The following is a 23,426-nucleotide window of genomic DNA, read 5'->3' on the forward strand; positions in this document are numbered from 1 at the left end:
CAAAGCCCTCTGTTTATAAATCACCCTCCCCTTCACAAATTTACGACATTTGTAAGACTTTGTTTCATATACAACATACAATTCGTTGAAAAATCAATCTATGCAATAAGTGGCTTCCTAATTAGAAGAGAAGCAATGGAAAATTAAAATTATCACCACATGAAACTTAGCAATAGAATCATTTTGCTTGTCACGCCAGTCATATTGCTCAGTGCATTGGTGTCTAGCTATATCATCTACAGCATCCAAAAAGTCACGTTGATAAAACGCGAAGACAGCTATATCCAACTTCAGATGGATCAGCTTGCAGGTCAACTTCGCCAAGCGAATGTGTTTCTTAACAGCTACGCACATACCCTATCAAAAAGTTATGCGGTGTTAGATTATTTAGCCAACCGAGACTCCAATGAACAATCTACTCGTTTAGAAAGCCAGTTAGCAGAAACGGTGGAAGTATTAAGCCATGGCTACAACGGCGACACTAACATGGCAATTCTTAACGGCCAAAGCCAAGTGCTGTATTTCCAAGAAAGTACTTACCAGCCCACTGGCGTACTAGACCCCAAGATTTCAGCGTACGTAACGAAAACCTTTAATAGCCAACAGGCCTTTAGCCATACCGGGTTTATCTACAACTCCAGCGGTCAGAGTATCTTATTAAAGTATCAAGTCCTTGATCGCCGTTCCGGTGAAGTAGCGACAACATTTGACCCAGCCTTTAACCTATTCATTGTGGCATCCGTATCACTGGAGTCATTTAATGATATAAAACACGAAATTGAATACGATACCCATAGCGTCATCACCTTTTCTGACAAGCCCATTTATCTCGATATACCATTGGCGCAAACGATAGAGCTGCTACCCGGTTTTTATGCGATTCTCTCGCCTGCGGAATTTCTGATGTGGAATAAAGTCGAAAAGGTTTGGCTAGAACTTGCCCTATCATTTGGTGTCGCTGGCCTCATCACCATCGCACTAATTGTCATCGTCTTATACCTCTATGTTATGCAGCCAATCGCTAAGCTGGATAACCAGCTAACAGACATTGAGAGCAATACGAGAGATAACATCGAAAAACTCAACAGCAATGATGAGATTGGGCGCTTGTCGCAGCGCTTTTTTGACATGTACCAAGAGCTAAGAAAAAGTTATGAACAAACTAAACGCCTTGCTGAAACAGACCAGCTAACGCAACTAGCAAACCGCTCTCGCTTTCAAACCCTAGCCTGTAGAGAACTTGCCTCTTGCACAGACAACCTATGGGTTATTTATGTCGATCTAGATAATTTTAAGTTCGTGAATGATAAGTATGGCCATGAATGGGGCGATAAATTGCTGAAAGCCTTTGCTGGGCATATTCAAAAAGTATGTGCTTTATTCGCTCACAAACACGATAGTACCTGTTTTGGTGCTCGTCTGTCAGGAGATGAGTTTGCCATTCTTTTAAGCAGCAAGCACCAATCCTCTTCCATAGCCGATGAGTTGACCAATGCACTCCTTGAACCGATTAAGAATTGTAATCATCACCATTTTGGTGGGCTACCTGTGACGGCAAGTGTCGGTATCGCTGGATTTCCTCAAGACGGGCAAGATATTGAGAAACTCTTATCTTGTGCTGACGCCGCTATGTATCAGGCAAAGCGTGCTGGTAAAAACCAAGCCTCTTACTATTCTATGGAGATGGATGAAGCCGCTCAGAGAAAAGGCGATATAGAACGCGAACTACGAAAAGAAGATATAGAAAAAGAGTTCCACTTAGTATTTCAGCCATACATGAATAACAAAGCAAATGAGATTGAAGGCCTTGAGGTATTGCTTCGCTGGGATTCACCAAGCCTAGGGGTTGTTCCGCCCGCCGAGTTTATTCCAATTGCAGAACAAAGCGGTCAGTTTAACAAGATAGATCGTTGGGTCTTCTCCAACGCGATGCTGGAATACTATCACCTAAAAGAGATTTTCGGCAAAGACATTACCTTATCCATCAACCTTTCATCAGCTGAGCTAAACTCGCTATCAATGGCGGAATATATACACAAGCATGCCCAGGTAAATTCTGTACCTCCGCAGTGCATTGAGCTTGAAATAACGGAGACGTTCGCAAGTGATCAACAAGGAACAGTGTTACTCGATGAACTTTCTAAACTTGGCTATCGATTGGCGATCGATGACTTTGGTTCTGGTTACACATCATTGACCCAACTGGTTCAATACCCCGTTCAAAAGATCAAGTTCGACCGAGAATTTCTGCTGACCTTAATGCACACCGATAATGAACATGTTATTAAGCCAATCATCGAGCTTTGCCATGCGCAAAACAAAACTGTGACCGCTGAAGGCATTGAACACAACGTAATGCATGAATGGCTTTCTGCTTACCGCTGTGACTTCATGCAAGGTTACTTGTTCGGCAAACCGATGAACAGAGAGCAGCTCGATCATTGGTGGCGCTCTGCAAACGATGTTCGATTTGAAGAGTCTGTCAGTGCATAGGGTGACTTAGGCACAAAAAAGCAGCGTTTTATCGCTGCTTTTTAAGACACTTACATTTGCTTAAGCATATTAAGCGTAATATTGGCGGAGTTATCTGCGGTTGCCTTTTTTAAATCGGAATAAACAATATCCGCAGAACCATCCGCTTTATCAGAAATTGTTCGAATGACCACATACGGCACTTTAAACGCTTCGGCCACTTGACCAAGTGCCGCACCTTCCATCTCTACAGCCATCGCATTGTATTCTTGATAGATGCCCGTCACTTTCACTTTGCTTGCAATAAACTGGTCACCAGATGCAATAATGCCACGATAAACGCTCTCTTTGCCTAAGGTTTCAACCGCCGCATCAAACGCATACTTTAGCAGTGTTTTGTCTGCATAGAAGTAACGTTCTTGATAGTCAGGCAGCAGTCCCCTTGGCATATTAAATGCTGTTAGATCAACATCATGCTGAACCAACCGTGTTGAGACCACTACATCGAGTGGATCCAACTTAGGATCACTAGCACCAGCAATACCAGTAAAAATAAGTTGGTCAACACCAAAAGATTGAATCAAGAGTGTAGTTGTCATTGCGGCATTCACTTTACCAACGCCCGATTTAGTCACGACAACCGTTTTACCCTCTAACTCACCCGTGTAAAAGCGATGACTACCAATTTTTTTTACTTGTTGGTTTTGGATTTTTGGCAATAGCGCTTCAACTTCTACATCCATCGCACCGACAATACCGATGGTCGAACCTGCAACGGAAGGAAGTGAGTACGCAGCAAGCATTAGAGCAAGAGATTTCTTCAACATGGGGATCCTGAAATGTACCACGCGCCACCAAAGTGTGACGCGACGCATACTATACAGTAGTTCACCCGATAAGTAATCGTTTGCATTAGTCAATGCATACTGATTGGCTAAGAAATTCTCAATTAATGAGAAAGACTTAGCCATTTTTGGTTTTCATTGAAGAAGCGACACGCTCTTTTGCGCTAACGGTTGGCATAAAATAGTCACAAGCCGCACGTTTCGCATCGGTTGGATGGCCCCACGCACCGCAAATATCTGCGCTAGCCTTCTGCCTAGTAAACTGGCGACATTGTCCGCATCTATAATTCATAACTCTTCCCTGAGTGATTAAATCCTGTCGTTCTATTATGTCGAGACTTACGACTTATTGAGTGCAAATTCTACCGCAGCCTTCGCGTGAATCTCCGTTGTATCGTAAAGCTTTACGCCAGTGTGCTGAGGTTCAACTAGCATCGCAATCTCAGTACAACCAAGAATGACGGCTTCAGCGCCTTCTTCAACTAAATTGTCGATAATAGCAAGGTACTGTTGACGAGAATCCTCCCGCACTTCACCTCTGCATAGCTCGTTGTAGATAACCTCATGGACAATCGTTTGGTCATCCACACTCGGTACGACGACCTCGACGCCAAACTTGTCGATAAGTCGCTGCTTGTAGAAGTCTTGCTCCATAGTAAATCGCGTACCAAGCAGACCAACTTTCTTGACTCCATCAGCTACCAACTTCTCTGCGGTTGCATCTGCAATATGGACAAGCGGTACATCTACTGCTTGCTGAATTTGGTCCGCGACTTTATGCATGGTATTGGTACAAATCAGAATGAAGTCAGCACCACCAGCTTCTACCGATTTTGCAGCCTGAGAAAGAATCTTGGCGGTATCACCCCATCGGCCTTGGTGTTGAAGCGTTTCAATTTCGGCGAAATCGACACTGTACAAACAGACTTTTCCTGAATGCAAACCGCCCAGACGCGCTTTCACTTCACGGTTAATGATTTGATAATAGTTCGCGGTGGATTCCCATGACATACCACCAATTAGGCCTATTGTTTTCATTATCTTCCTTAATCGACATGTACCTGAAAATCTTCACTGTAAAAAGCATCGAACACCATATCAATATCTCTCGGTAGCGTCCGGCTTTGAGAGAGTTGAGGGATCTTGTGTTGGCCAAAAAACTCAATCTCGGAAACTTCTATGTTTTCTTTTGGTTCACCAGAAACATACTCACATAAAAAAAACATTTTGTAGATATGGAATGGATAAGGTGGTTGGTAATCGTGAATGGCCCTATCCCGTATAGCGATCAGCTTTGGATTTGCAACAACTAAACCAGATTCTTCTGATACTTCTCGAATTACTCCAGCACTTGGTGTTTCACATACGTCAGCCCAACCGCCAGGCAATGTCCAACCACCATCTTCACGTTCTCTCACCAGTAAAATCTTGCCATCTTTAATAACGCCAGCTCGAAGATCGACTTTCGGTGTCGGGTAACCTTTTTCAGCAATAAACAGGTTTTGAACATCCGTCACTGGTTTTTGGCTGATGTCAGCAAACATTTGATGTGCAATGGACTCGACCATTTTAAATCGTTCCAAATCAAAGGCGTCTTTACTATACGCCTCCCCTGCTTGAGCTATTGCTTGAAGTTGCTTTGCCCAGTCTAACCATTTCGACATACACTTCCCTCTATTCGCTTTCATTTTCAAAAATTAGCATAACTGGCTGAAAGTGAAGTTTATTTTTGATCAAGTTTTCGCGAGGTATCAATTTTTAAAAGAAGGACATTCAATATATTTTAATATGACTCCAACTGTTAAAAAATTATCACCCCGAACATTTGGCGATTTTTCCGAACTCTACGGATTAAACAAAGGTTTCAACGATTCTTTTAGTCGCTGATATTCACTTAATGCAATGCTATCGACTTTTGTTGAAACTGGCGCTTTTATTATCGAATACCAATCAACAGATACTGCTTCTAAACTCTGAATATCACCTTGCCAGCTTGTAACGATATAATAGTGAATTAATTGCAGTTCGATCGTTGGGTGGTACAGAGAGCACAAGTACCCAAACTGAGAAGGTTTGATTTTCAACTCTTCCTTCATCTCTCTGAACAGAGTTGTTTGCTGACACTCCCCCTGCTCCATGTGCCCACCAGGTATTGCGATTGCACCTGGGTCTGAGTCTTTATCCTTTGCTCTGGTTTCCAACAAAACTTGATCATCCTTGACTAGGATAAACGAGACACACTCATGAACTACCATCTTCTTCGCCTATTGGTAATAGTTTTCTAGCAAGCTAACATAAAACAGGTAAATGATGTGAGCAACGTAAGTGAATAAATTGACAATATACAATAACCTAGCTGAACACTTGGTTGAATATGCTTAATAATCCATAGTGACAACCATTACATTAAGATTTTGTAAGTAATGGTTTGTTACGACTAGGATCACAATCTAATAATTTTTTACGCAATACTTTCGCAGAAATAATCTATTTGAATTAAAAGGGGATTTTTATCAAATCGATAATTAAACGTTGTTTTATTTAATGTCCCGCTTGGTAAATCTCGGTAAACACAGTTTTATTAATTACTCAAATCGGATAGTATTTGTTCTGAAGATTTTTAAAGTCATCGATTAACCTCTTAATGTTGATTAATTTCAATTAGTTAGTTGAACAATATTCACCAAATACTAATCGTATTTGAGTAATAGGTGTCACTACGCATAATAGACAACATTGAGAATAGTATTAAATTGATGTACATGCTGTATTAACGATTGCAAGAAGCGCTCGCTAAATTCGCTACACCAAGAGTTTTATTTAGTACCAATGAAAAAGCTATTTTTATTATTGATATGGACGTCATTGGCAGTCTCACCATTTGCCTTTGCTCACCAATCAGAAAAAACGACAGAAACAAAAGCGACAAAGCAACTTGTTGAAAAGACATATAAAGAAGCCCAGTTGGAAGGCGTCATTGATTTTCATTTATTCAATGATGCGTTTTTAGCTTACAAGAAGACCTCAGACCGTAAGAAGCCTCTTTTAACTATCATCGATTACAGCAAACCATCTACTGAAAAACGATTTTATGTGGTCGATTTGGACAAGAAAAAGCTTATTTTCAACACCTATGTCGCTCACGGTGTAAACAGTGGTAAGAAGACCGCGACGAAATTCTCTAATGTCGTGAACTCTCGTAAGACCTCTTTGGGGACGTTCTTAACCGACACCACTTACTATGGCTCTAATGGTTATTCGCTTCGCTTGGATGGCCTGACGTCTGGTGTTAACGACAAAGCACGTGAGCGATACATTGTGGTTCATGGTGCCGACTACGCCAACCCTTCTTTTATACAAAAAAATGGTTATCTTGGTCGCAGCTGGGGCTGCCCAGCTTTACCACAAAACCTTTCACGTAAAATCATCGATACGATTAAAGGCGGCAGTGTTATCTACGCCAGCGCATAAGGGTTCTTGAACTAACTTTGAAAAGGGAGCATATCAGCTCCCTTTTTAATGTGACAAAAAACTGTTCATCCTTTCAGCAAGCCGTTAGTATACGCAAGCGCCACCTTCAGGTAGCAAACGAATATCGATTCCATTGTGTTTTAGGGTTAGTTTTGGTTCACGTATTTCGCCTTTTGCTTTTGTTGTCAGTCTCCCTGTTCTCAGGGCAAATGCTTGCAGCGCAAAACTACCAATACTCAGCAGCCCAACACACATATTCAGAGAAGTTCTCTAAGCTAACTGACGTAATAAAAACGCCCTGTTGCACGTGGAAGGCTCATGACTCTTGGAGCCAAGAAGGTTACTTTCGCCACTTAAAGCGTGATCTGCTTGGCCTACTCCCATACAGGCGTTCATCTAACAACGATGGTAAGCCTGTATCGAGTATTTCTCCGAACTACCATTTACTTGTTGCCTTCTCCCCCCCAGCCCTTTTGGAAATTGCCCTTAAAGCAGTCCCTTTGCCTAATAATGCAGACTTGTTCGCTAGCAATGGAGGTCATCACCTACCAGGCTGGAAGCAAGCTAACTTACTTTACGTATTCAAAAACAGTCGCGACTCATAGCTCGCGCATCGACTGTACTGACATCAAAATGGAAACCGTCAGTATTAGCCATGGATGATCTCTTCTAAAATTAACTCGAGATCCTGATTATGAAAAAAACCGTGACTGTTACCGCTCTGGCTTTTGTTTCTTTATTCACTGCTACGGCTATGGCCGCTAAAACTGAAGATATGAGTGATATGACATTGCTAGAGTGTGCGAATGCCTCCAACATTAGAACCGCGGTACCTGAACATCGTGCTATGTTCCGCCATTACTTAATGACCAAGCGCGGCTATACCTTTAGCCAATTGTCCTCTGCTGAGACCGAGTTCAAAGCAAAAGGTATAGATGAAGGAGAACTCACACAGTTTTACCAGAGTGAATGTAAAGAAGCCGGTGAACTGCTCTACAATGCCGGATACTAGCTAAACTGACTTTAATTTAAAAGGCGCTGCGATAGCGCCTTTTTGATTTTTGATGCACATTTAAACACACAAATGAAGCTATTGAGGAAGTTGCGGGGTTGCCTTTGACTTGCTCCATGTTTTACGCACTTTAACAATAATGAAGCTCATAATGGCAATGGTTAGCGTGATTACTGGTGCTGCCATCAACCCCATGGTGACTAATTTGCTGATGTTTTCTGGTAACAAAGGTAACAACATACCAAAGCCACAAAGCAACAACGTCCATAACAATGCGCTTAACCACGAGAAATAGTGAAACTTGTTCACCTTCTTACCTCTAATTCCCATCATTAACGGTAGCAATGACCGTACGACAGGAACGAAACGAGCACAAAACAGCGCAATCAATCCGTGTTTACCTAAAAGCACGTCCACTTGGTGAAGGCGTCTTTCAGGCACTGCATTTACCCAGCCTTGCACTTTAGGCAGGCGGTTTAGCCATTTCCCTTGAAAATACGCAGCCCAACTACCAAACGCTGCGGATACCGTTAGCAATAGCAATATGAATACCGGGTCCAGAATCCCGACTGCAGCAAGGGTACCAGACAAAACAACCACACTGTCACAAGGGAAAGGAGCCGCTGGTATAAAGCCACTCTCTAAAAATATCAACATGCCTACTACAAAGTAGATCAAACCCGCACTACCGGGCGCCATCAAAGCAGAAAAATCTTGGTGCCATAGCGCTAACAAGACATCTATAATAGAATCAAACATATACTTCTCCAAATTATTCTAATAAATCAAAACGTTAAGATTTGACTATTGATAATGAATAAATCGGTATAGCAAGTTTGCCTCTTCTAGACCCCGCGCTCGAGTATTGTGGTTCGTATCCATTGCGCGATGCAGCATTGCATAAGTACAGCGTAAAGCATTTGATAGAGATTGCTCTGATTGCGACCCCCAAACGCTCGTTGTACGAACAGTCTCATTGTAAAGGGGCTGACGATCTTGAGTGGTTATTGGACGAGTAGAATTTAAGCGGAGTTGCTGGCGACCTTGGAGAGATGCATTTAACTCGCGGAAAAAGAAAGTCGTTCTGAGCTTTTCTTCTTCGATATGCTCTAGCCCTGCTGGCGTGGCGAAATGGGATTGTCGGAAAGCATTACTCTGCCCTGATGCAAACACCAAACCAGAAAAAACAAGAGTGAGCAAACCAAACAGGAAGGTACGCACCAAGGGGAGCCTCAAACGTAACGATAAGACGTTTTAACCCCACTTGAAGCGCAATGCAAATGAAATTCTCACATCACAATAATTTGGTCATAGTTTGATATCAAAGTGCCGTTTTATTGCTCTTTTGGCGGGTACAACTCAAACATTTTTTGCACTTCTTCAGAGATAAATTCTTCACGCTTTTCAGTACTCATGGATTCCGTCAACTTACGCTTCGATATGGCTTTCCAAACAACTTGATTCGCTTTGGTATCGACAAGCTCTACGACTAAGTTGCCATACTTTCTTTCACGATACCTTTCTGGGCTAGAGACAGCGACTCCAAAACTATTCCAGCCATACCCCACACCAAACGAAGTACCAGATGATACAAGCTCAGATTCCGGCTGGATATCATGATGGACATACAAATCCCCTCCTGCCTCCACCATAGAAAGACCTTTGCTCTGCAGTTGCCCTTCAATAGCCTCTTCTATTCGACGAGCGTCGAGACTCATTGGCGTTGAACCTTTCTCACCAAAATCAAAAGTCTTATACAGCGTGAAGTCGGCTTGCTTGTCTATGTCAGTACTTACTGTTGTACATGCACCAAGAATCAATGCCAATAATGAAGCTGTTATTCCTGCTTTAACCATCACGTTACTCCTCTCATAGCGAATGCTCATTAATGAACACAATCATCGAAAGCATGAATTTGTTTACCACTTGCGAGCACAGGTAAGTGACTCTCACCCATTTCAGTGTTGGCTATAGATAAAGACTTTTCAAATTTAGCTGATAATGAACGAGTTAACTCTAGACAAAACATCATCATTTTGTCTTGCGAATAACAAGTTAAAGTCGCTAAACGCTCAACTGTTGATTCAGGGCTTTTACATTTGAAATCCATTGACCAACAGATTCTGGAGACATGACATCTGGATTTCCGAGATCATTATCGTGAACACCAGCTAGCTGAGGCGGCAGCGTATCAATAATCAACTCCAAATCCTTATGGGATTGAATCTCTCTATTAAATACTTCCGCCATATCTTCGCTGTAAGCTGCACCTCTGGCTTTTGCGGCTTTGACAAGCCCTTCTAAGAGTACATACCAAGTAGTCATAGGTCCTTGTACAACCGATGCTGACTCTGCGGCAGAATCAATAAACGCAAATGGTATTGTTGCTATCGATTTGTTTTTTTCCATCGCAGCAAAAATCCAATCTGTATCAAAAGAGAAATCAAAGACTGTCGGTTTTTTTAAGATATAAGTAAGAGTATCTCTACTGTAGAGCTTAAATGCGGCCTGCGTATCCTTTATACCTCGCTCAAAGATTTGAGCTCCGATCATCCGCTGCATATGACGTAATGTTTTTATACCCACGCCCCAGCGTTCTTCTTGCTTCACCAAGATCGAGTCTTCATGTTTGCGATTGCCAAGTACCACTTGCTTGTCAGAATTAACAAAAGGCTCAATGATCAACCCCAGTTGACCCAGATGAACAGAGTTATCCGCGTCAGTGTAGACAACCGCATCCACCCTGTTACTCAATGCGCATTCACAGCCAAGGATAATGGCTCCCCCCTTCCTTGAGTCATCCACATTGCGTAGATTTTTAAGTGGGCCAGTCATTGTTGGTATTGCGTCAGATAAACGCAAAACGGTAACTTTCTCTCTGATATGAACAGGATATTGCTCAACGATACCCTTTGCGATTGAGGCGCTTTTGTGTGGACACCCATCATCGACAGCATATAAATGCCAGCTAACGTTGGAGCCTTGCGTGATCCAATTTAGCTGCTCAATTTTCGTTCTTAATGAATCTTCACCATTAGGGTTTTGAGGGCTTTTAGGCCGTAATCGATTCTGCTCCCCCCACATAGCAAACACAACTCCAACTTTCGTCGGTTCTTCAACCCGCAGTATCATGCGCCTAGACTCCACAAGCTTGACGGCAAGCTGAAATTCTAACGGCGGTTCAAGTCTAGCAACCATGCTCTTGTAGTTATCAATGGTGAGGTCTTTCAACTGAAATAGTTCATCCGCTAACAGAAGAAGTCTTTTTTGATGAGTGTCGTTCGTTAGATCAAATTTAGTATTGGACGCATTGAGCAGTTCTAAAGCCTTTGATAATGGAGTAACCATACTTTCCCCTAGCTATGACATTATATATTCACAGTTAAGATTAGTATGCAATTGGTTTAATACAAATTATTCACAACGCTGATCTTGTGTGTAAGTAAAGTTTCGATACCTTGCACTGTACGCCTTCGCCTTTGTGACATTAAATAAGCCAGCCCAGTTAGATATTTGAGGATCGGTAGCCCACACGTTTGCCATTACCCTCAATCTAGAGCTCTCTACACTTGGAATTGGGTCATAGATACTATTTTTAACTTTCAGAACCGATTTCCCATCGATAAACCACTCTAGAAAATCTTTGCCCCAATAGATTCCGTAGCGATGAAAACTCTTGGATGCATCAAATCCAAGAAAAATAATGGTTTCATGTGAGTTCGCATACGCGTCATCATCTGTCCAAAAGTTAAGTTGAACCATGTTGGTATTCGATCCCAGAAACTCAATATCAATTTCATTGTGGATACCATTACCATCATCAGGCTTATCAAAGGGGCCAGAAAAGAGGAAGAAAGAGCTGACGACTCCGGGTGCTTTTACAGGTTTCATATCAACCTCAAAACATCCATAGGAAAAATATTCTTGGCTTCTCAACTCACCAGAAGAAAAAACTAAGTCACCATTTTCATTACGCTTTTCTTCGGGGGATAATGTTATTTTCATACCTTTCCTGTTGAAAGATACTGCGTCAGCATCCCAACGGCTATAAAAAGGAAAACCATTTGACCAACCGTCTGAAAGCCACCAACGGCTCTCATCTAGCTTAGTTAAGTCATCAGAAAAACTTGAAGAGAAAGCAGATGCAGACATCAAAACAAGTGGAAAAACACTGGTCATTCTTAGGCACTTAATAGACATAAATAACTCAAAAATTTTTATGGTTTAGTTAAAGCGTAATCCATAAGTGACATTTTGCACATTAATTGCCGTAACCTATCAATCATTAACGGGAGTAAAAGTTCTTCTCTGAATGGCTTCGACAGGCTGCGTATCCTGTAACTCAACATTTCCTCTCGAGATTTGCTTTACTGCTTCCTGAGCAATATTTTCTTCCTTATGTTCACCAGAATAATCGGATTCAAGAGATTGCGTTACTTCATCTAGAGGAAAGGCTTCAACCACAGTTAGCTCACTTCCTTCTTTGATAATCTCATGTTCGTTAGGCTTTTGAATAACGATACGCTCTGGGTTAGCTTGCGGTTTTGGCTCCATTACAAACGTCGATTTACTTTCAAATCCGCTGTTAATGTTGAGTTGACCATCAGGTGTATACTGCCTCAACTGTACGCTTGCTTGTTGAGGACTTCTACTCGATTCTTGCAGTGTAGCCTGTCGCTCCTTTAACAAACCAACCTTTGGAGAAGTAAATGAGAGAAAGCCAAGCTTCTCTTCCCACACCTCAACTAAAGCAAGTAACGCTAACCAATTGCTGTCTACCTGATAGCCACTATCAGGAGACAAATTACTCTTTAGGCTTGTATTTGCTTGCTCAACCTCTTGATGCAATTGCTGTTGAAGCGTTTGCCAATCGCTTCCCCCCATTAAAAAATATCTGATGCTGTTTGACCAATATTCATACGCAACTGGATCTTCCGCCCTTTCTGCAGATATACTCGCTAAACCATCTGCCAAGCCAGCAACCTGCCACATTTGTTCACTGCCCAATTGCAGTTCTTTCGACAAAGCTAAATTTGCTTGTTGGTGAAATGATTGTGCAGCTTGCCTATACCTGCCTTGATTCAAAAGAAGTGTTGGCTTAGTAAGCAAGTCAATCGCTGCCGACTCTAGTGCTGAAGTTGTAAAAGGAAGTAGCACTAAACACAGAAATAGACTTAGACTTTTCATCGAAATGTCTCCACTAAACAGCGTCCAGGATGGTCAAATCGAGAATTGAACTTCACATCACGATATTCTTTGGTTTTACCTAATTGATATAACTTACCATTTTGCTTGTATAGAAGAGCTTCGAGTACACCTGCATTAGTTTTTAGACTGATACTTTTTTCGTAAGCGCTGGTAAGCTCATAACGCCCCTCATACCACCCCCGCTGAGGGTCATAGAGTTCTTTGACCAAAACCATCAAACGTTCAGTGTAGTCCGTTTTCCATAATGCCCACATTTGGAACGCGACACGAGTAGAAACTAACGCGAGATGATCATGTGAAGAGCCGTCTTCGGCTAAGGTTATCCAAGGTGTACCAAGACCGTATATCGCATCGTAGACAAAATAAGGCTCACCAGAAACGACATGTTCGCCTCGAGCGGTGTAAATACGTTCGTTTTCCCAACGCAACTCTTGCACTTGGTATATGGCATCGGCCATAGCCGACAATGTGTGATTTGAATGACTGGCATCACTGGAGCCGTCATCGTTCAATTTATCCCAATTGAATTCCAACCCCATCCACAAATAAGGCGTTGAATAAACCGGCCTCAACACGTTAAAAACCCTAGGATCGCGACCATCAAATATCAAATCTACGCCATATATTGTTGCGACATCATAAGGCTCTATGTTCATAGCTTTCTCTGGTACCAACTGCCAATCTAAGTAACCAAAAGAGGTATACTCTTCGAGTCCAAGGCGACCTTCCTTGTACCTTATTAACTGACCATCATTTATGACAGAGCCATACAATTCTCCGTCTGTACTGACCAACTCACAAAAATTCCATCTAAGGACAGCTTTATCGATATATTCTGTAAACTCCGGCGAATGTTGTTTCACTATAGCCAAAACGATCAATAACCTACCCACGTCCAAAGAAGACCAACCTATATCTTGCGGTTGATTTCCATAGTTAACCATCATTCCAGATTGCGTGCCGTAGACCTTGTTTGGTGCTATCCCATAGCTCAAATCCATCTTGTTTAGAAAAGATAGAACTAAAGTTAGCCTTTCGTCATATTGCTTGTTTGAGATAAATTCAAACTCCCTCGCCGCAAGCAAAGTAATCAGATAATCAGCAATACCAGCCATATTTGTTGTCGGATAATTATCAATGCTGTTTACCAAACCTGTTGCAAGTTGAGTGTTATTTTCGACATACTTCCATGCAACCGAAGCCCACTCGACCTCTTGCTCTGTTAGCTTCCCGTGTCTACCTTGACGAATTATTTGAGATTGACTGATCGCATCAAACCCATCGCTAACACCACGATATACGACACCACAAGCGGAAATAGACACTGACAACAACACTACGAACCATGTCTTATGCATTAAAGCACCTTACCCTTACTCTATTGGCTCTATTTTTTTTCGCGGTAAGCATTGACCTTCATAACCAAAAGGAGACTCTAAAGCTTTTTCCCACAAGCTCGGTGCAAGTTGATCTTTATAGGTTAGGAGTTTTCCCTGCTGTTTATAGAGCAATATTTCAAGCGTGATGCCATTGTTGTTAGAAGTAAACGTGTTGATCAATCCAGTTCCGTTTTCAAATATCCCTTCATAGAATCCTTTGTCGGGGTCATAAGCCGTAGAAACATGGTCAAACAGAAGATCGGTATATTCTGTATCCCAAAGTACCCACATTCCCATAGCACCTTTAATTGCAACTGCGGAATATTGTGGTAGGAACTCGCCCACTTCAGATATGGTATTCCATGCAAAACCATCAGTATAAATAGTGTCGTAAACGAAGTATGGAGCCCCAGCAAGTTGATGCTCGGTTCTTGCTGTAATTATCCCTGTTTGTTTGTAACGCTCCTCTTGTACTCGATAAATCTGCAATGCAAACTCAGCCATCCATTCGTGGGAGTAGTGCTTATCATGAGCAGTTCGATCAGAGACATGATCCCAACCTAGTTCTATACCATCCAAAACATAACTTTCAGTTACAACGTAACTATGAGCTTTTAGCTTTCGTGGGTCTCGCGTATCATAAGGAATATCATATCCATAAAGGTTGATGGTGGCATATGGTTCTGCCATTGCGGCTTGCGTTGTATCGAAGCCCCATAATTCAAACCCTTTTGCAGCATACTCCTCATAACCCAAACGTCCTTCTTGCAGGTACTGTACTTCTTTACCTGGCTCTAGTAGAGCGCCAAACATAGTGCCGTTTTCATCCACCACGTTACAGAAGTTCCACCTCAAGACTGCCGAATCAATGCTAGTAGCAAACTCAGGAAAGCGGTGCTTAACGATGTATAGCCAAATCAATAGCCGACCTAAATCTAAGGCTGAGTAACCGATCTCTCCAGGTTGGTTGGCGTAATCTACCTTTGCCGCTGTTTGCGTATTGTAGGCCTTGTTTGGTAGTTCACCCATGAACAGATCTAGCTTATTTAGTGTGGTCAAAAATTTCACTAATCGCCTATCGAGTTCAGGTTTATCGATAATTCCTAACTCATAGGCACTGACCATCCCAGCGAGATACGAAGCAGCATCCCACCAAGTGACCGAAGGATAAGCATTTACTGCGTTAACGAGCCCCGTCGATTCTTGAAAGTTGTTTTCGAAATATTTCCAAGCAATACGAGCCATTTCCATTTCTTGCTCAGTCAGCTGCCCATGTCTTGGTTGAGGTATGTTCCAATGCGTTTTTCTCTCTACGATATCTTCAGAAAACTGATTGTATTTATTTCCACATCCAACCAACGCCAAAGCAATCAAACTGTACGTAACTGTGCGCATACATCTTCCTTATTCTAGTTATTTTTTCTCGCCTACTTTGAGCAATGGTCCATTTTCAATATAAGCTAAGGACTCAAGCACAATGCCGTTTGTATTTGCAGTAATGGCTTTGTTCACACGTCCATCAGACTCGTAGCGTCCTGAGTACCAACCTTTATCATCCGAATACAATTGAGATGCCTCCGCGATCAATAAATCCGTGTACTCAGATTCGTACAACGCATACCAACCAAATGCAGCTTTGGTAGACAGCGTTTTCAAATGGGATTGATCTTTACCATCGTCAGAAATTGCGTTCCATTTTTTACCATCAGAAAAGACGGTGTTATAAACAAAATAAGGCGCCTCATCGACATTATCTTCGCTCACAGCCGTTAAGATCCCCGTATCTTCGTAACGTCGCTCCTGAGCTTCATAAACTCGGTGAGCAAACACCTTAGACACGCTATCCGCACCGAACTCTAAGCCATCGAGAATGTAGGACTCACTCACGACATAGTTGTGCGCGTGATACTCTGCAGGGTCACGCTTATCTGTTGGAATTTCTATCCCGTACACATCAATTAATTCCAAGTAATCTATGTATTTCATTGAGTTAAAGACGTCGCGCCCCATCAAAGCCAAAGATTTAGACGCATATTCCTCGTATCCAATGCGTCCCTCTTGCACCAACTCCATCAATCCATCGTTGTTTGTAGGCCTCGCGCCAAACAAGTAACCATCTTTGATCATCGCACTAACTTTCCAGTGATTTAGCACGTCGTTAACTTGCTTATTGAACTGGGGATACTGCCAAATCATGATGTTCAAAGGCACTAGGACCCTACCAATATCGATTGCAGACCAACCAATACCGTTATCTTTAGGGTTGTTAGCATAATCAACCATCTGCAATGTTTGAGTGTTATAGGCTTTGTTAGGAAGTTGCCCATCGACTAGTGGTAACCGAGCCAAAGTGGTTAACGCTTTGTCCATTCTCAGATTGAATACATCATCCGTAACAATGTTTAATTTTTCAGCAGCGATAAGACCCAATAAATAGGACGCGGTATCCCACATAGTCGTAGAGGGATATCCATCCACGGAGTTAACTAACCCTGTGTTTTCCTGATAGTTGTTATCAAAATACTGCCAAGCAACATTTGCCCATTCGTATTCTTCTTCTGTTAGGATCCTCTGAGGTTTGAACGGAATGTCTTCGGGAGCATCAAAGGTAATATTCCCAAGAACTTGTCCCGTTTCACGAGTTTCAATACTAAATGCAATCAACAACGCCGTAATTAAACCGAGAATAAACACAATATGATGGCGAGCATTAATGAGTGATTTCTTAAACTCCATATTTCAATTCCTCTGAATTTGTTGCTTGTTCTTGATCATTACTCTCTGCTGGCGGTGTCCAAAAAGCGGCTGCAATCATGCCCCACATCGCCATCATATTATTGATTATCCAAAACGTATTAAGTACCAGCCCTCCAAAGGAATAGCTCCCCCAGCTCCCTGTTGAATACCCTATCCATGCAAATAGAAGTGCAAATAAACTAAGTCCAAACACTGTGATTTGTGGGATAACAAGTTTGAAAAAACTACCAGTCTGGCGTTCTTTTGGGGTTGTAGGAAAACTGATTTTCTGACCTCTTAAAACGGTCCAGAGCGCTCTTAGATTTACAGGGAAAAAAGAGAGAAAGTTTGTTTTGCCTTTATATCCGGCCACACCCCATGTACCAAGCATCATGGCAATCTCTGCCGTCAGAACATACGGCAAAAAGTGCAGATAGAAAGTAACATCATATGCACTTACAGGAGCAATAGACGTTAAAAAATAAACAATGGGACACGCTAAAAAAATGATGTTCCAGATGGCTGATAAATTAGACCAGAAACTCGCACCATACATAAGCTTCTGTTTGAATGTGAGGCCTTTTCTAAATATAGGGTTGTCATTCATAAATATATCGATCGAGCCACCGGAATACTTGAAACGTTGCACTGTCCACGTCTGCAAATCCTGAGGAGATAGCATTTTGCTTTCTACCTTCGGATGCATCACTGACCGCCAATTTCTTTCTCTATCAGAGTGAAGCACAATAGATGTATAAAGGTCCTCAGAAACGTGAAATTTATATGGTGTAAATTCGGTGTCAAAAAGAATCTCGTTCCTGAGATTCTCAGAAACAGACGCATCAACTTGTTTTTCTTTAGTTAAACGTCGAATTTGCTTTTCTACCAGATCTTGCTCTTTAGTGATTTGCTCTGCGTACGCTCTGAGTGCTGCTTCCATGACCGCTTCACGACGGTGAATTGAACCCGCTCCACAACAAAAAGAAGCATTTACCCAGTTTCTTCGACGTTGAATTACGTCATAAAACATTTGCGGATCATTCACAAAAGGGTCATCGCCAAATGTAACTGGCCCATATACACGTTCAACCGCCCTCCCAAGACCTTTAGACCATTTACCCAACTTTCGTTCTAATAAATCTGGCAATCTCTCACCTTCTGGCAAGTCAAAGAACCATTGTGGAGTCTGCACCCACGCAACCGAAGGATCACGAAAGTAGCCTAACGTATTTTCTAAAATAGAAGGAAATGGACGCGTATCTGCATCACAAATTACAACAAAATCTCCGCTAGTTCTCTCCATTGCATTGCGTAAGTTGCCAGCCTTAAAACCTATGTTTCCTTCACGAGTTATGTATCCCACCCCCATATCTTCGGCCATTGCCTGCATTTCTGGCCGCTTACCATCATCCAATATGAAAATTTTGATATCGACAGGGTGTGGATACCGTATTTTCTGAGCATCAAGAATACTGAGCTTTACTAGTTCAGGTTCTTCATCATAACTTGGAAAAAAGACATCAACACTGATAGGGCGATCTTCATCGGTATCACTTACGCATTCGGCAATCTTAAATGGGGGTGACTGCTGCGGCTCATCTTTTACTTTCCATAAGTTAAAGGTGAACAATAACGAACCGATATAAGCACAGGACTCCGCAAAAGCGAGAGGTAGTGAAAACCATAAAGCATCATAGTTAAGTGCATACATCCAACGCCACCCGAGATACCAAATGCCAAGAGTTAAGTTACATGTTGCTAGGTATTGATATAATAGTTCCCGTGGAATGCTGTGTGGAACAGGCTCTGGTGGAACTCTGTTCTCGAATTGACGAAAGTAATTATCCATTCCTTAGCTACCCCGTTTTTACTAGCCAAACACAGCGAAAAGGCTACTCACTGTGACACTGTTGTATTATTAATTTCTTCTGGTTTGAGTTTTTTTTGCATGAGAAATCGGTTTTTTTCAGGTTCGATATCCATTGTGACTTCGTCCATTAAATTGGAAACGATGATGAATCCTCGACCTGATGTTGTCCATGTCGACTCATCTTCTGGATCTGGCTCTACAAAGTCACTTGTTATCGCTTGGATAAGCTGTCTTTGCGTCATTGCTTGCCCTTCATCCTCAATGACTAGGGTCAATATAGAAGCTGACTCAGACTCTAACATTTCGCATTGAACGGTTATTGGCCTCCCTTCGATACCTTGATAAGCATGAAGAAAAGCATTGTTAACCATTTCAACAACACACAGTTCAAGCTGCCCTTGGACATCCCTATTTATTCCTATTTCAGACCAGTACAACACCAGTGCATCTGCCGCATGTCTCGAAGCATCTAATGAACTCAAGTAAACTCTGTTAAACGGTGTTATGCCTATAGAAGACATTCTTCACCTCCTAAGGCTTACATACCATTTATCATATCGGTAACACGCTTTTGCGTGCATTGAGAGCGTAAGTTACTCCAGCTAATTTCCTCATTAGCTCGCCCATCATGACCTATACAATAATTACCAAAAATCGTTTGTTCTCGTACCGTTTCGCCTTGATGAACGTGTATATTGTCGAATATTAATGATTCTTCGATCTTGCTTCCCGTATCCAATTGACAGTTTGCACCGATTAAAACTGGACCTTTAAAGCTAACCCCTTGCTCAATTTTACAACCGCTTCCAATAACAACTGGAGGCTCTATATTGCAGTTGTCGAGGTCAATAACGGTGTTGATTCCAAGCCATATACCAGCTCTAACCTGGGTACCCGGAACACGGTAGCCCGGCACTTTACCATCCAAGATGTCACGTGTGACGCTCCAAATATCTTTGATATTCCCCACATCCAGCCATTGGAACTTCATGTCAACGGCATAAAACGGCACATGTTCTTCAACTAACTTTGGAAACAGTTCACTACCAATATCAAACTCGCCCTCTTTAGGAATGTAGTCGAAAATTGCTGGCTCAAATATGTAAATGCCGGTGTTTATCTGGTTAGAAAGCGCGTCCTCTTTTGAAGGTTTCTCCTGAAAACTCGTCACAGAGCCCAGCTCATCTGTTACTACGACGCCATATTTTTCAACTTCATCAGGAATTACTTCTTTGGTGATAATCGTAGCAATACCACCTTTCTTTTTGTGTTGGCGAACGGCTTCTGAAAGGTCTAGGTCCACCCAAGCATCGCCACATACAACGACAAAAGTTTCATCAAAGAAGCCTGAAAACTGTTGAATCTTTTGCATTCCACCAGCAGAGCCCAACGCTTTACTCTGAAACTCACCTTCAATTAGTTCGCCTTCATAGGAATATGACAGTTGGACATTGAAGTGATGACCATCACCAAAATACCCCTCGATAACTTCAGCTAAGTGGCTAGTATTAATAACAATTTTATTAATATTATGCTGAGCAAAAAGTTCAATCATAGATTCCATCACTGGTTTTCCCAATATTGGAATCATGGGTTTAGGAATAGATTGTGTAATGGGGCGAACGCGAGTTCCTTTACCTGCAGCAAGAATCATCCCTTTCATAACACCTCCTTAAACAGCTTCTTTTATGGCCGCATCAACACTTGAATAGGTTTTAATAAGACGATCCATCCTAGTTAGCTTAAACAAATCGAGTACTGGCTTTTGAGCATTTGCAACACAGATCTGTTTATCACGCAGTAGTTTGTACACTCCCATTACCGCACCTAAACCACTGCTATCCATGAATTTAACTTGACCTAAATCCAGAACTAATTTGCTCGATAAAGAAGACTGAATAGTCTCAATTTGAACCCTAAACTCTGGTGCCAGTTTGGCATCAAAGCGCTCTTCTGTTATTTGAAGAATTGTGCTGTCGCCTTGTTGACTAACTTCATATCGCATTTCTCTTCTCCTTTTAAAGAACCTTTCCATTCAGCAACTAAGACACTGACATCATCGTCGAAACAATCCGATTGTTTCCAATTCCGAACCATATTGACGAGTATTTCTGTTTGCTGTTGTGTTGGATGCTGATTTAGTGTTTCGATTGTTTCTCTTAATCCATCTTCTGAGAACTGAACCACGCCATTATCCGCTTCTGTTATACCGTCTGAGTAAAACCAAACTTTATCGTTTTCCTCAAGTTGAATTATTGAGGATTGGTATTCCACATCATCGAATGCGCCAACGACAAAATTGTCGTGTCCAATCAGCTCTGCTTCTCCGCGCGAACCGTGGTACCACACAAGTGGAGGGTGACCTGCACAGCAAAATGACATGAGCCCAGTTGACGTATTGAGCACTGCGTAAATCATGGTGAAATACAGCACATTTGCGTCGGAACTCATATACATTTCATTCAGTTTAGAGACGACCTCCTCTGGTGAACAAATGACCGTTCGACTGCCATCTTTTTTAACGACAATCGAAGAGCTGCCATTGAGAACAGACAGGCTAGTTTGAACGGAAAAAGACATCAGAGCAGAAGATACGCCATGCCCTGCCACATCAAGTAAATAGAAAGCGACATGCTCCCTATCTAATTGCATGTACCCAAGCATATCCCCCCCTATTTGCGCACTCGGAATGGAGATGTAACTAAGTTCGACACAAGAAAAAGAAGTTTTCTTGGGCAGAATATGCTGGATTAGATCGCCAGCAGATTCTAGATCTCTTTTAATGGTCTCATACGCTCGATCAAGCTGTTCATTCTTTTCGATAAGCTCGTTGTGAAATGCCAAAGTGCGAAACCCTGCCCGGATTCGAGCATCGAGCTCATCTACTGGAGTTTTCTTGTCTACGAAATCATCTGCCCCAGCGTCGATTCCGTTAATAATTGAGGCTTGATCACCTTGAGAAGAGAGCAAAACGAAAAAGATGTAACGTTGATACTGGGTAGATTTAAGCTGTCGACATAAATCTAACCCATCCATTTCAGGCATGATCCAATCGCTTAACACGAATTGGATAGAAGAATGTTGCTCTAGGAGAGATAAAGCCTCTGCGCCGCTGTTTGCGGTAAAAACGTCGTAGCCTCGCTTTTTGAGTACAGAACTCAAATACACAAGGATGGTTCGATTGTCATCAACCAATAAAATATCTTTCATCCCTAGCCCAACTCTTGTTTCTACTTCTGTTGTAAAGCGTTTCTGCTCACGCTTTTTTATTTTTGTATGCAGTTCACAGGTCCCTTAACTTTAGGTTAGACTCAATCAGTAGCAATGCAAATAATTTCTTATAGTTTTCTTTATCTTATAGAAAAGTAAAAAGGTGACAATACGATGCCCAGAAGGTTATTGTTAGTTCTAACAAAAGCCACAAAGCACACGGCAGTTCTTCTGTCGCTGACAACATGCCCTATTGCATTGGCGGACCGCTATCTTGCAAACACGGCACCAAAGGCAACTCAAACATCTACTCACTCAACACTCTCGAACACGCATACCGTTGAAAAAAAGGCCGTTTCATCATCTACGACTGGCGAAGAAGTTGAAGAAATTTGGAAGGGTGTTTCAAGCTCTTTTGCATTCCCATATCAAGAATGGGAGTCACGTACTTTTCTTGATGGTTTCAGTGGCAACATCGGTTACAACCACCCGCTAGCCGAAACGGAATCGGCCAACATCCCTTCAGGTAGTAATCAAGGTGCTGCAAATCACAACACAACGACGACGCTCTCTTTGAAGTACGCCATTGCAGGTGCTTGGTTTGTTTCTGGGACCTTCTACTACTATTGGGACAAAGAGCAAAAGCAAGATTGGAACCCTGATTTTACTTATGTTTTTGGCTATAGCGACTGGCGACCATACACACTTAGTCTCATTTATTCCAACTATGGCGGTAACCGATTTAATCCTGAACCAGGACGGCGTAGGACAGAGTTTTCTCAAGGGACATGGGCACTTGGCTGGAAGTTTCCTGTCACCTCCCCATTTAAAGAGTGGTTCACCTTTACCGATGACGGTTCAATCGGCTGCCAAATAGACTACAACCTTACTCCGGAATACTTTGATCTTGAATCAATTAGTTACAAGCGCAATCAACAAACAATGAGTCTGGGTTGCAAATACGCCATTTGGGGAAACTGGTACGTAAATGGAACCGCATTTTACTATTTTGACAAATCCCAACAGCAGCCCTGGAACCCCGATTTCACCTATGGTTTTGGTTATTTTGATTGGCGTCCTGGTACCATCACTTTGCAATATAACAATTATTCTGGGAATCGTTGGCGCTCATCTCAACGTGGTGAAAACACGGGAAGGTTCAAAGATGGTGCGATTACGCTAGCGTATAGTTTCACTTTTTAGCCTCTGATTTAACGCCATTT

At 42.1% G+C, this 23,426-nt stretch carries 24 protein-coding genes; 5 read left to right on the forward strand and 19 right to left on the reverse strand.

Annotated features, from left to right (window positions below; genetic code table 11):
• Nucleotides 1–159 precede the first annotated feature (159 nt).
• Nucleotides 160–2,493, forward strand: coding sequence for an EAL domain-containing protein (locus KIV41_RS05475; protein ID WP_285335852.1), 2,334 nt, complete (start codon nt 160–162; stop codon nt 2,491–2,493).
• A 50-nt stretch (nt 2,494–2,543) separates the two neighbouring features.
• On the opposite strand, the gene KIV41_RS05480 is transcribed toward KIV41_RS05475, so the two are convergent.
• The 5 genes from KIV41_RS05480 to KIV41_RS05500 all read right to left on the reverse strand — a co-directional run bounded on the left by KIV41_RS05480 (nt 2,544) and on the right by KIV41_RS05500 (nt 5,572).
• Nucleotides 2,544–3,299 (reverse strand): 5'-methylthioadenosine/adenosylhomocysteine nucleosidase, encoded by a 756-nt coding sequence (locus tag KIV41_RS05480; RefSeq protein WP_285335853.1) that lies wholly within the window; start codon nt 3,297–3,299, stop codon nt 2,544–2,546.
• Between the two features lie 136 nt (nt 3,300–3,435).
• The gene (locus KIV41_RS05485; RefSeq protein ID WP_175477645.1) at nt 3,436–3,609 is read right to left on the reverse strand and encodes a hypothetical protein; all 174 of its coding nucleotides are present in this window, start codon (nt 3,607–3,609) and stop codon (nt 3,436–3,438) included.
• Nucleotides 3,610–3,656: 47 nt separating this feature from the next.
• Nucleotides 3,657–4,355: an aspartate/glutamate racemase family protein gene (locus KIV41_RS05490; RefSeq protein WP_045389079.1), complete on the reverse strand. Its 699-nt coding sequence runs from the start codon at nt 4,353–4,355 to the stop codon at nt 3,657–3,659.
• 8 nt (nt 4,356–4,363) lie between these two features.
• The gene (locus tag KIV41_RS05495) at nt 4,364–4,981 is read right to left on the reverse strand and encodes an NUDIX hydrolase (RefSeq protein WP_285335854.1); all 618 of its coding nucleotides are present in this window, start codon (nt 4,979–4,981) and stop codon (nt 4,364–4,366) included.
• A gap of 180 nt (nt 4,982–5,161) precedes the next feature.
• Nucleotides 5,162–5,572, reverse strand: coding sequence for an NUDIX hydrolase (locus KIV41_RS05500; protein WP_285335855.1), 411 nt, complete (start codon nt 5,570–5,572; stop codon nt 5,162–5,164).
• Nucleotides 5,573–6,146: 574 nt separating this feature from the next.
• Between KIV41_RS05500 and KIV41_RS05505 the strand changes: the two genes are divergently transcribed.
• From KIV41_RS05505 to KIV41_RS05515, 3 genes are all read left to right on the forward strand, one after another.
• Nucleotides 6,147–6,788 carry a murein L,D-transpeptidase catalytic domain family protein gene (locus tag KIV41_RS05505; RefSeq protein WP_045389088.1) on the forward strand — a complete coding sequence of 214 codons (642 nt, stop codon included), beginning with the start codon at nt 6,147–6,149 and terminating at the stop codon, nt 6,786–6,788.
• A 152-nt stretch (nt 6,789–6,940) separates the two neighbouring features.
• Nucleotides 6,941–7,393: a hypothetical protein gene (locus KIV41_RS05510; protein ID WP_285335856.1), complete on the forward strand. Its 453-nt coding sequence runs from the start codon at nt 6,941–6,943 to the stop codon at nt 7,391–7,393.
• Between the two features lie 89 nt (nt 7,394–7,482).
• Nucleotides 7,483–7,800, forward strand: coding sequence for a hypothetical protein (locus KIV41_RS05515; protein ID WP_285335857.1), 318 nt, complete (start codon nt 7,483–7,485; stop codon nt 7,798–7,800).
• A gap of 78 nt (nt 7,801–7,878) precedes the next feature.
• Here KIV41_RS05515 and KIV41_RS05520 read toward each other — a convergent pair whose 3' ends face one another.
• The 14 genes from KIV41_RS05520 to KIV41_RS05585 all read right to left on the reverse strand — a co-directional run bounded on the left by KIV41_RS05520 (nt 7,879) and on the right by KIV41_RS05585 (nt 22,203).
• Entirely contained in the window at nt 7,879–8,559 is a 681-nt protein-coding gene (locus KIV41_RS05520) for a DedA family protein (RefSeq protein WP_285335858.1), read from the reverse strand.
• A 45-nt stretch (nt 8,560–8,604) separates the two neighbouring features.
• Entirely contained in the window at nt 8,605–9,021 is a 417-nt protein-coding gene (locus tag KIV41_RS05525; protein ID WP_285335859.1) for a hypothetical protein, read from the reverse strand.
• A gap of 113 nt (nt 9,022–9,134) precedes the next feature.
• The gene (locus KIV41_RS05530) at nt 9,135–9,656 is read right to left on the reverse strand and encodes a DUF4136 domain-containing protein (RefSeq protein ID WP_285335860.1); all 522 of its coding nucleotides are present in this window, start codon (nt 9,654–9,656) and stop codon (nt 9,135–9,137) included.
• Nucleotides 9,657–9,864: 208 nt separating this feature from the next.
• Nucleotides 9,865–11,148, reverse strand: a complete 1,284-nt coding sequence (locus KIV41_RS05535; RefSeq protein WP_285335861.1) for a glycosyltransferase — start codon at nt 11,146–11,148, stop codon at nt 9,865–9,867.
• Between the two features lie 66 nt (nt 11,149–11,214).
• Nucleotides 11,215–11,979 carry a family 16 glycosylhydrolase gene (locus KIV41_RS05540; RefSeq protein WP_045389103.1) on the reverse strand — a complete coding sequence of 255 codons (765 nt, stop codon included), beginning with the start codon at nt 11,977–11,979 and terminating at the stop codon, nt 11,215–11,217.
• 99 nt (nt 11,980–12,078) lie between these two features.
• Nucleotides 12,079–12,909, reverse strand: a complete 831-nt coding sequence (locus KIV41_RS05545; protein WP_285335862.1) for a hypothetical protein — start codon at nt 12,907–12,909, stop codon at nt 12,079–12,081.
• Nucleotides 12,910–12,983: 74 nt separating this feature from the next.
• Nucleotides 12,984–14,366 (reverse strand): DUF3131 domain-containing protein, encoded by a 1,383-nt coding sequence (locus KIV41_RS05550; RefSeq protein WP_045389109.1) that lies wholly within the window; start codon nt 14,364–14,366, stop codon nt 12,984–12,986.
• A gap of 15 nt (nt 14,367–14,381) precedes the next feature.
• Nucleotides 14,382–15,782: a DUF3131 domain-containing protein gene (locus tag KIV41_RS05555; protein WP_045389112.1), complete on the reverse strand. Its 1,401-nt coding sequence runs from the start codon at nt 15,780–15,782 to the stop codon at nt 14,382–14,384.
• A gap of 18 nt (nt 15,783–15,800) precedes the next feature.
• Entirely contained in the window at nt 15,801–17,123 is a 1,323-nt protein-coding gene (locus KIV41_RS05560) for a DUF3131 domain-containing protein (protein ID WP_045389115.1), read from the reverse strand.
• A complete protein-coding gene (locus KIV41_RS05565) occupies nt 17,113–18,972 on the reverse strand; it encodes a glycosyltransferase (protein WP_045389118.1) in 1,860 nt (619 codons plus the stop codon). Before KIV41_RS05565 ends, KIV41_RS05560 begins: the two co-directional genes overlap by 11 nt.
• Before the next feature lie 47 nt (nt 18,973–19,019).
• Nucleotides 19,020–19,514, reverse strand: coding sequence for an ATP-binding protein (locus tag KIV41_RS05570; RefSeq protein ID WP_285335863.1), 495 nt, complete (start codon nt 19,512–19,514; stop codon nt 19,020–19,022).
• A gap of 17 nt (nt 19,515–19,531) precedes the next feature.
• Nucleotides 19,532–20,656, reverse strand: a complete 1,125-nt coding sequence (locus KIV41_RS05575) for a sugar phosphate nucleotidyltransferase (RefSeq protein WP_045389124.1) — start codon at nt 20,654–20,656, stop codon at nt 19,532–19,534.
• A gap of 9 nt (nt 20,657–20,665) precedes the next feature.
• Nucleotides 20,666–20,998: an STAS domain-containing protein gene (locus KIV41_RS05580; protein ID WP_045389127.1), complete on the reverse strand. Its 333-nt coding sequence runs from the start codon at nt 20,996–20,998 to the stop codon at nt 20,666–20,668.
• Nucleotides 20,950–22,203: a PP2C family protein-serine/threonine phosphatase gene (locus tag KIV41_RS05585; RefSeq protein ID WP_045389130.1), complete on the reverse strand. Its 1,254-nt coding sequence runs from the start codon at nt 22,201–22,203 to the stop codon at nt 20,950–20,952. The genes KIV41_RS05580 and KIV41_RS05585 overlap by 49 nt, the downstream gene beginning before the upstream one ends.
• Before the next feature lie 174 nt (nt 22,204–22,377).
• Here KIV41_RS05585 and KIV41_RS05590 point away from each other — a divergent pair, with 174 nt between their 5' ends.
• Nucleotides 22,378–23,406, forward strand: coding sequence for a hypothetical protein (locus tag KIV41_RS05590; protein WP_285335864.1), 1,029 nt, complete (start codon nt 22,378–22,380; stop codon nt 23,404–23,406).
• Nucleotides 23,407–23,426 lie beyond the last annotated feature (20 nt).

The organism is Vibrio sp. D401a (genome assembly GCF_030248515.1).
GTDB classification, from domain to species: domain Bacteria; phylum Pseudomonadota; class Gammaproteobacteria; order Enterobacterales; family Vibrionaceae; genus Vibrio; species Vibrio rotiferianus.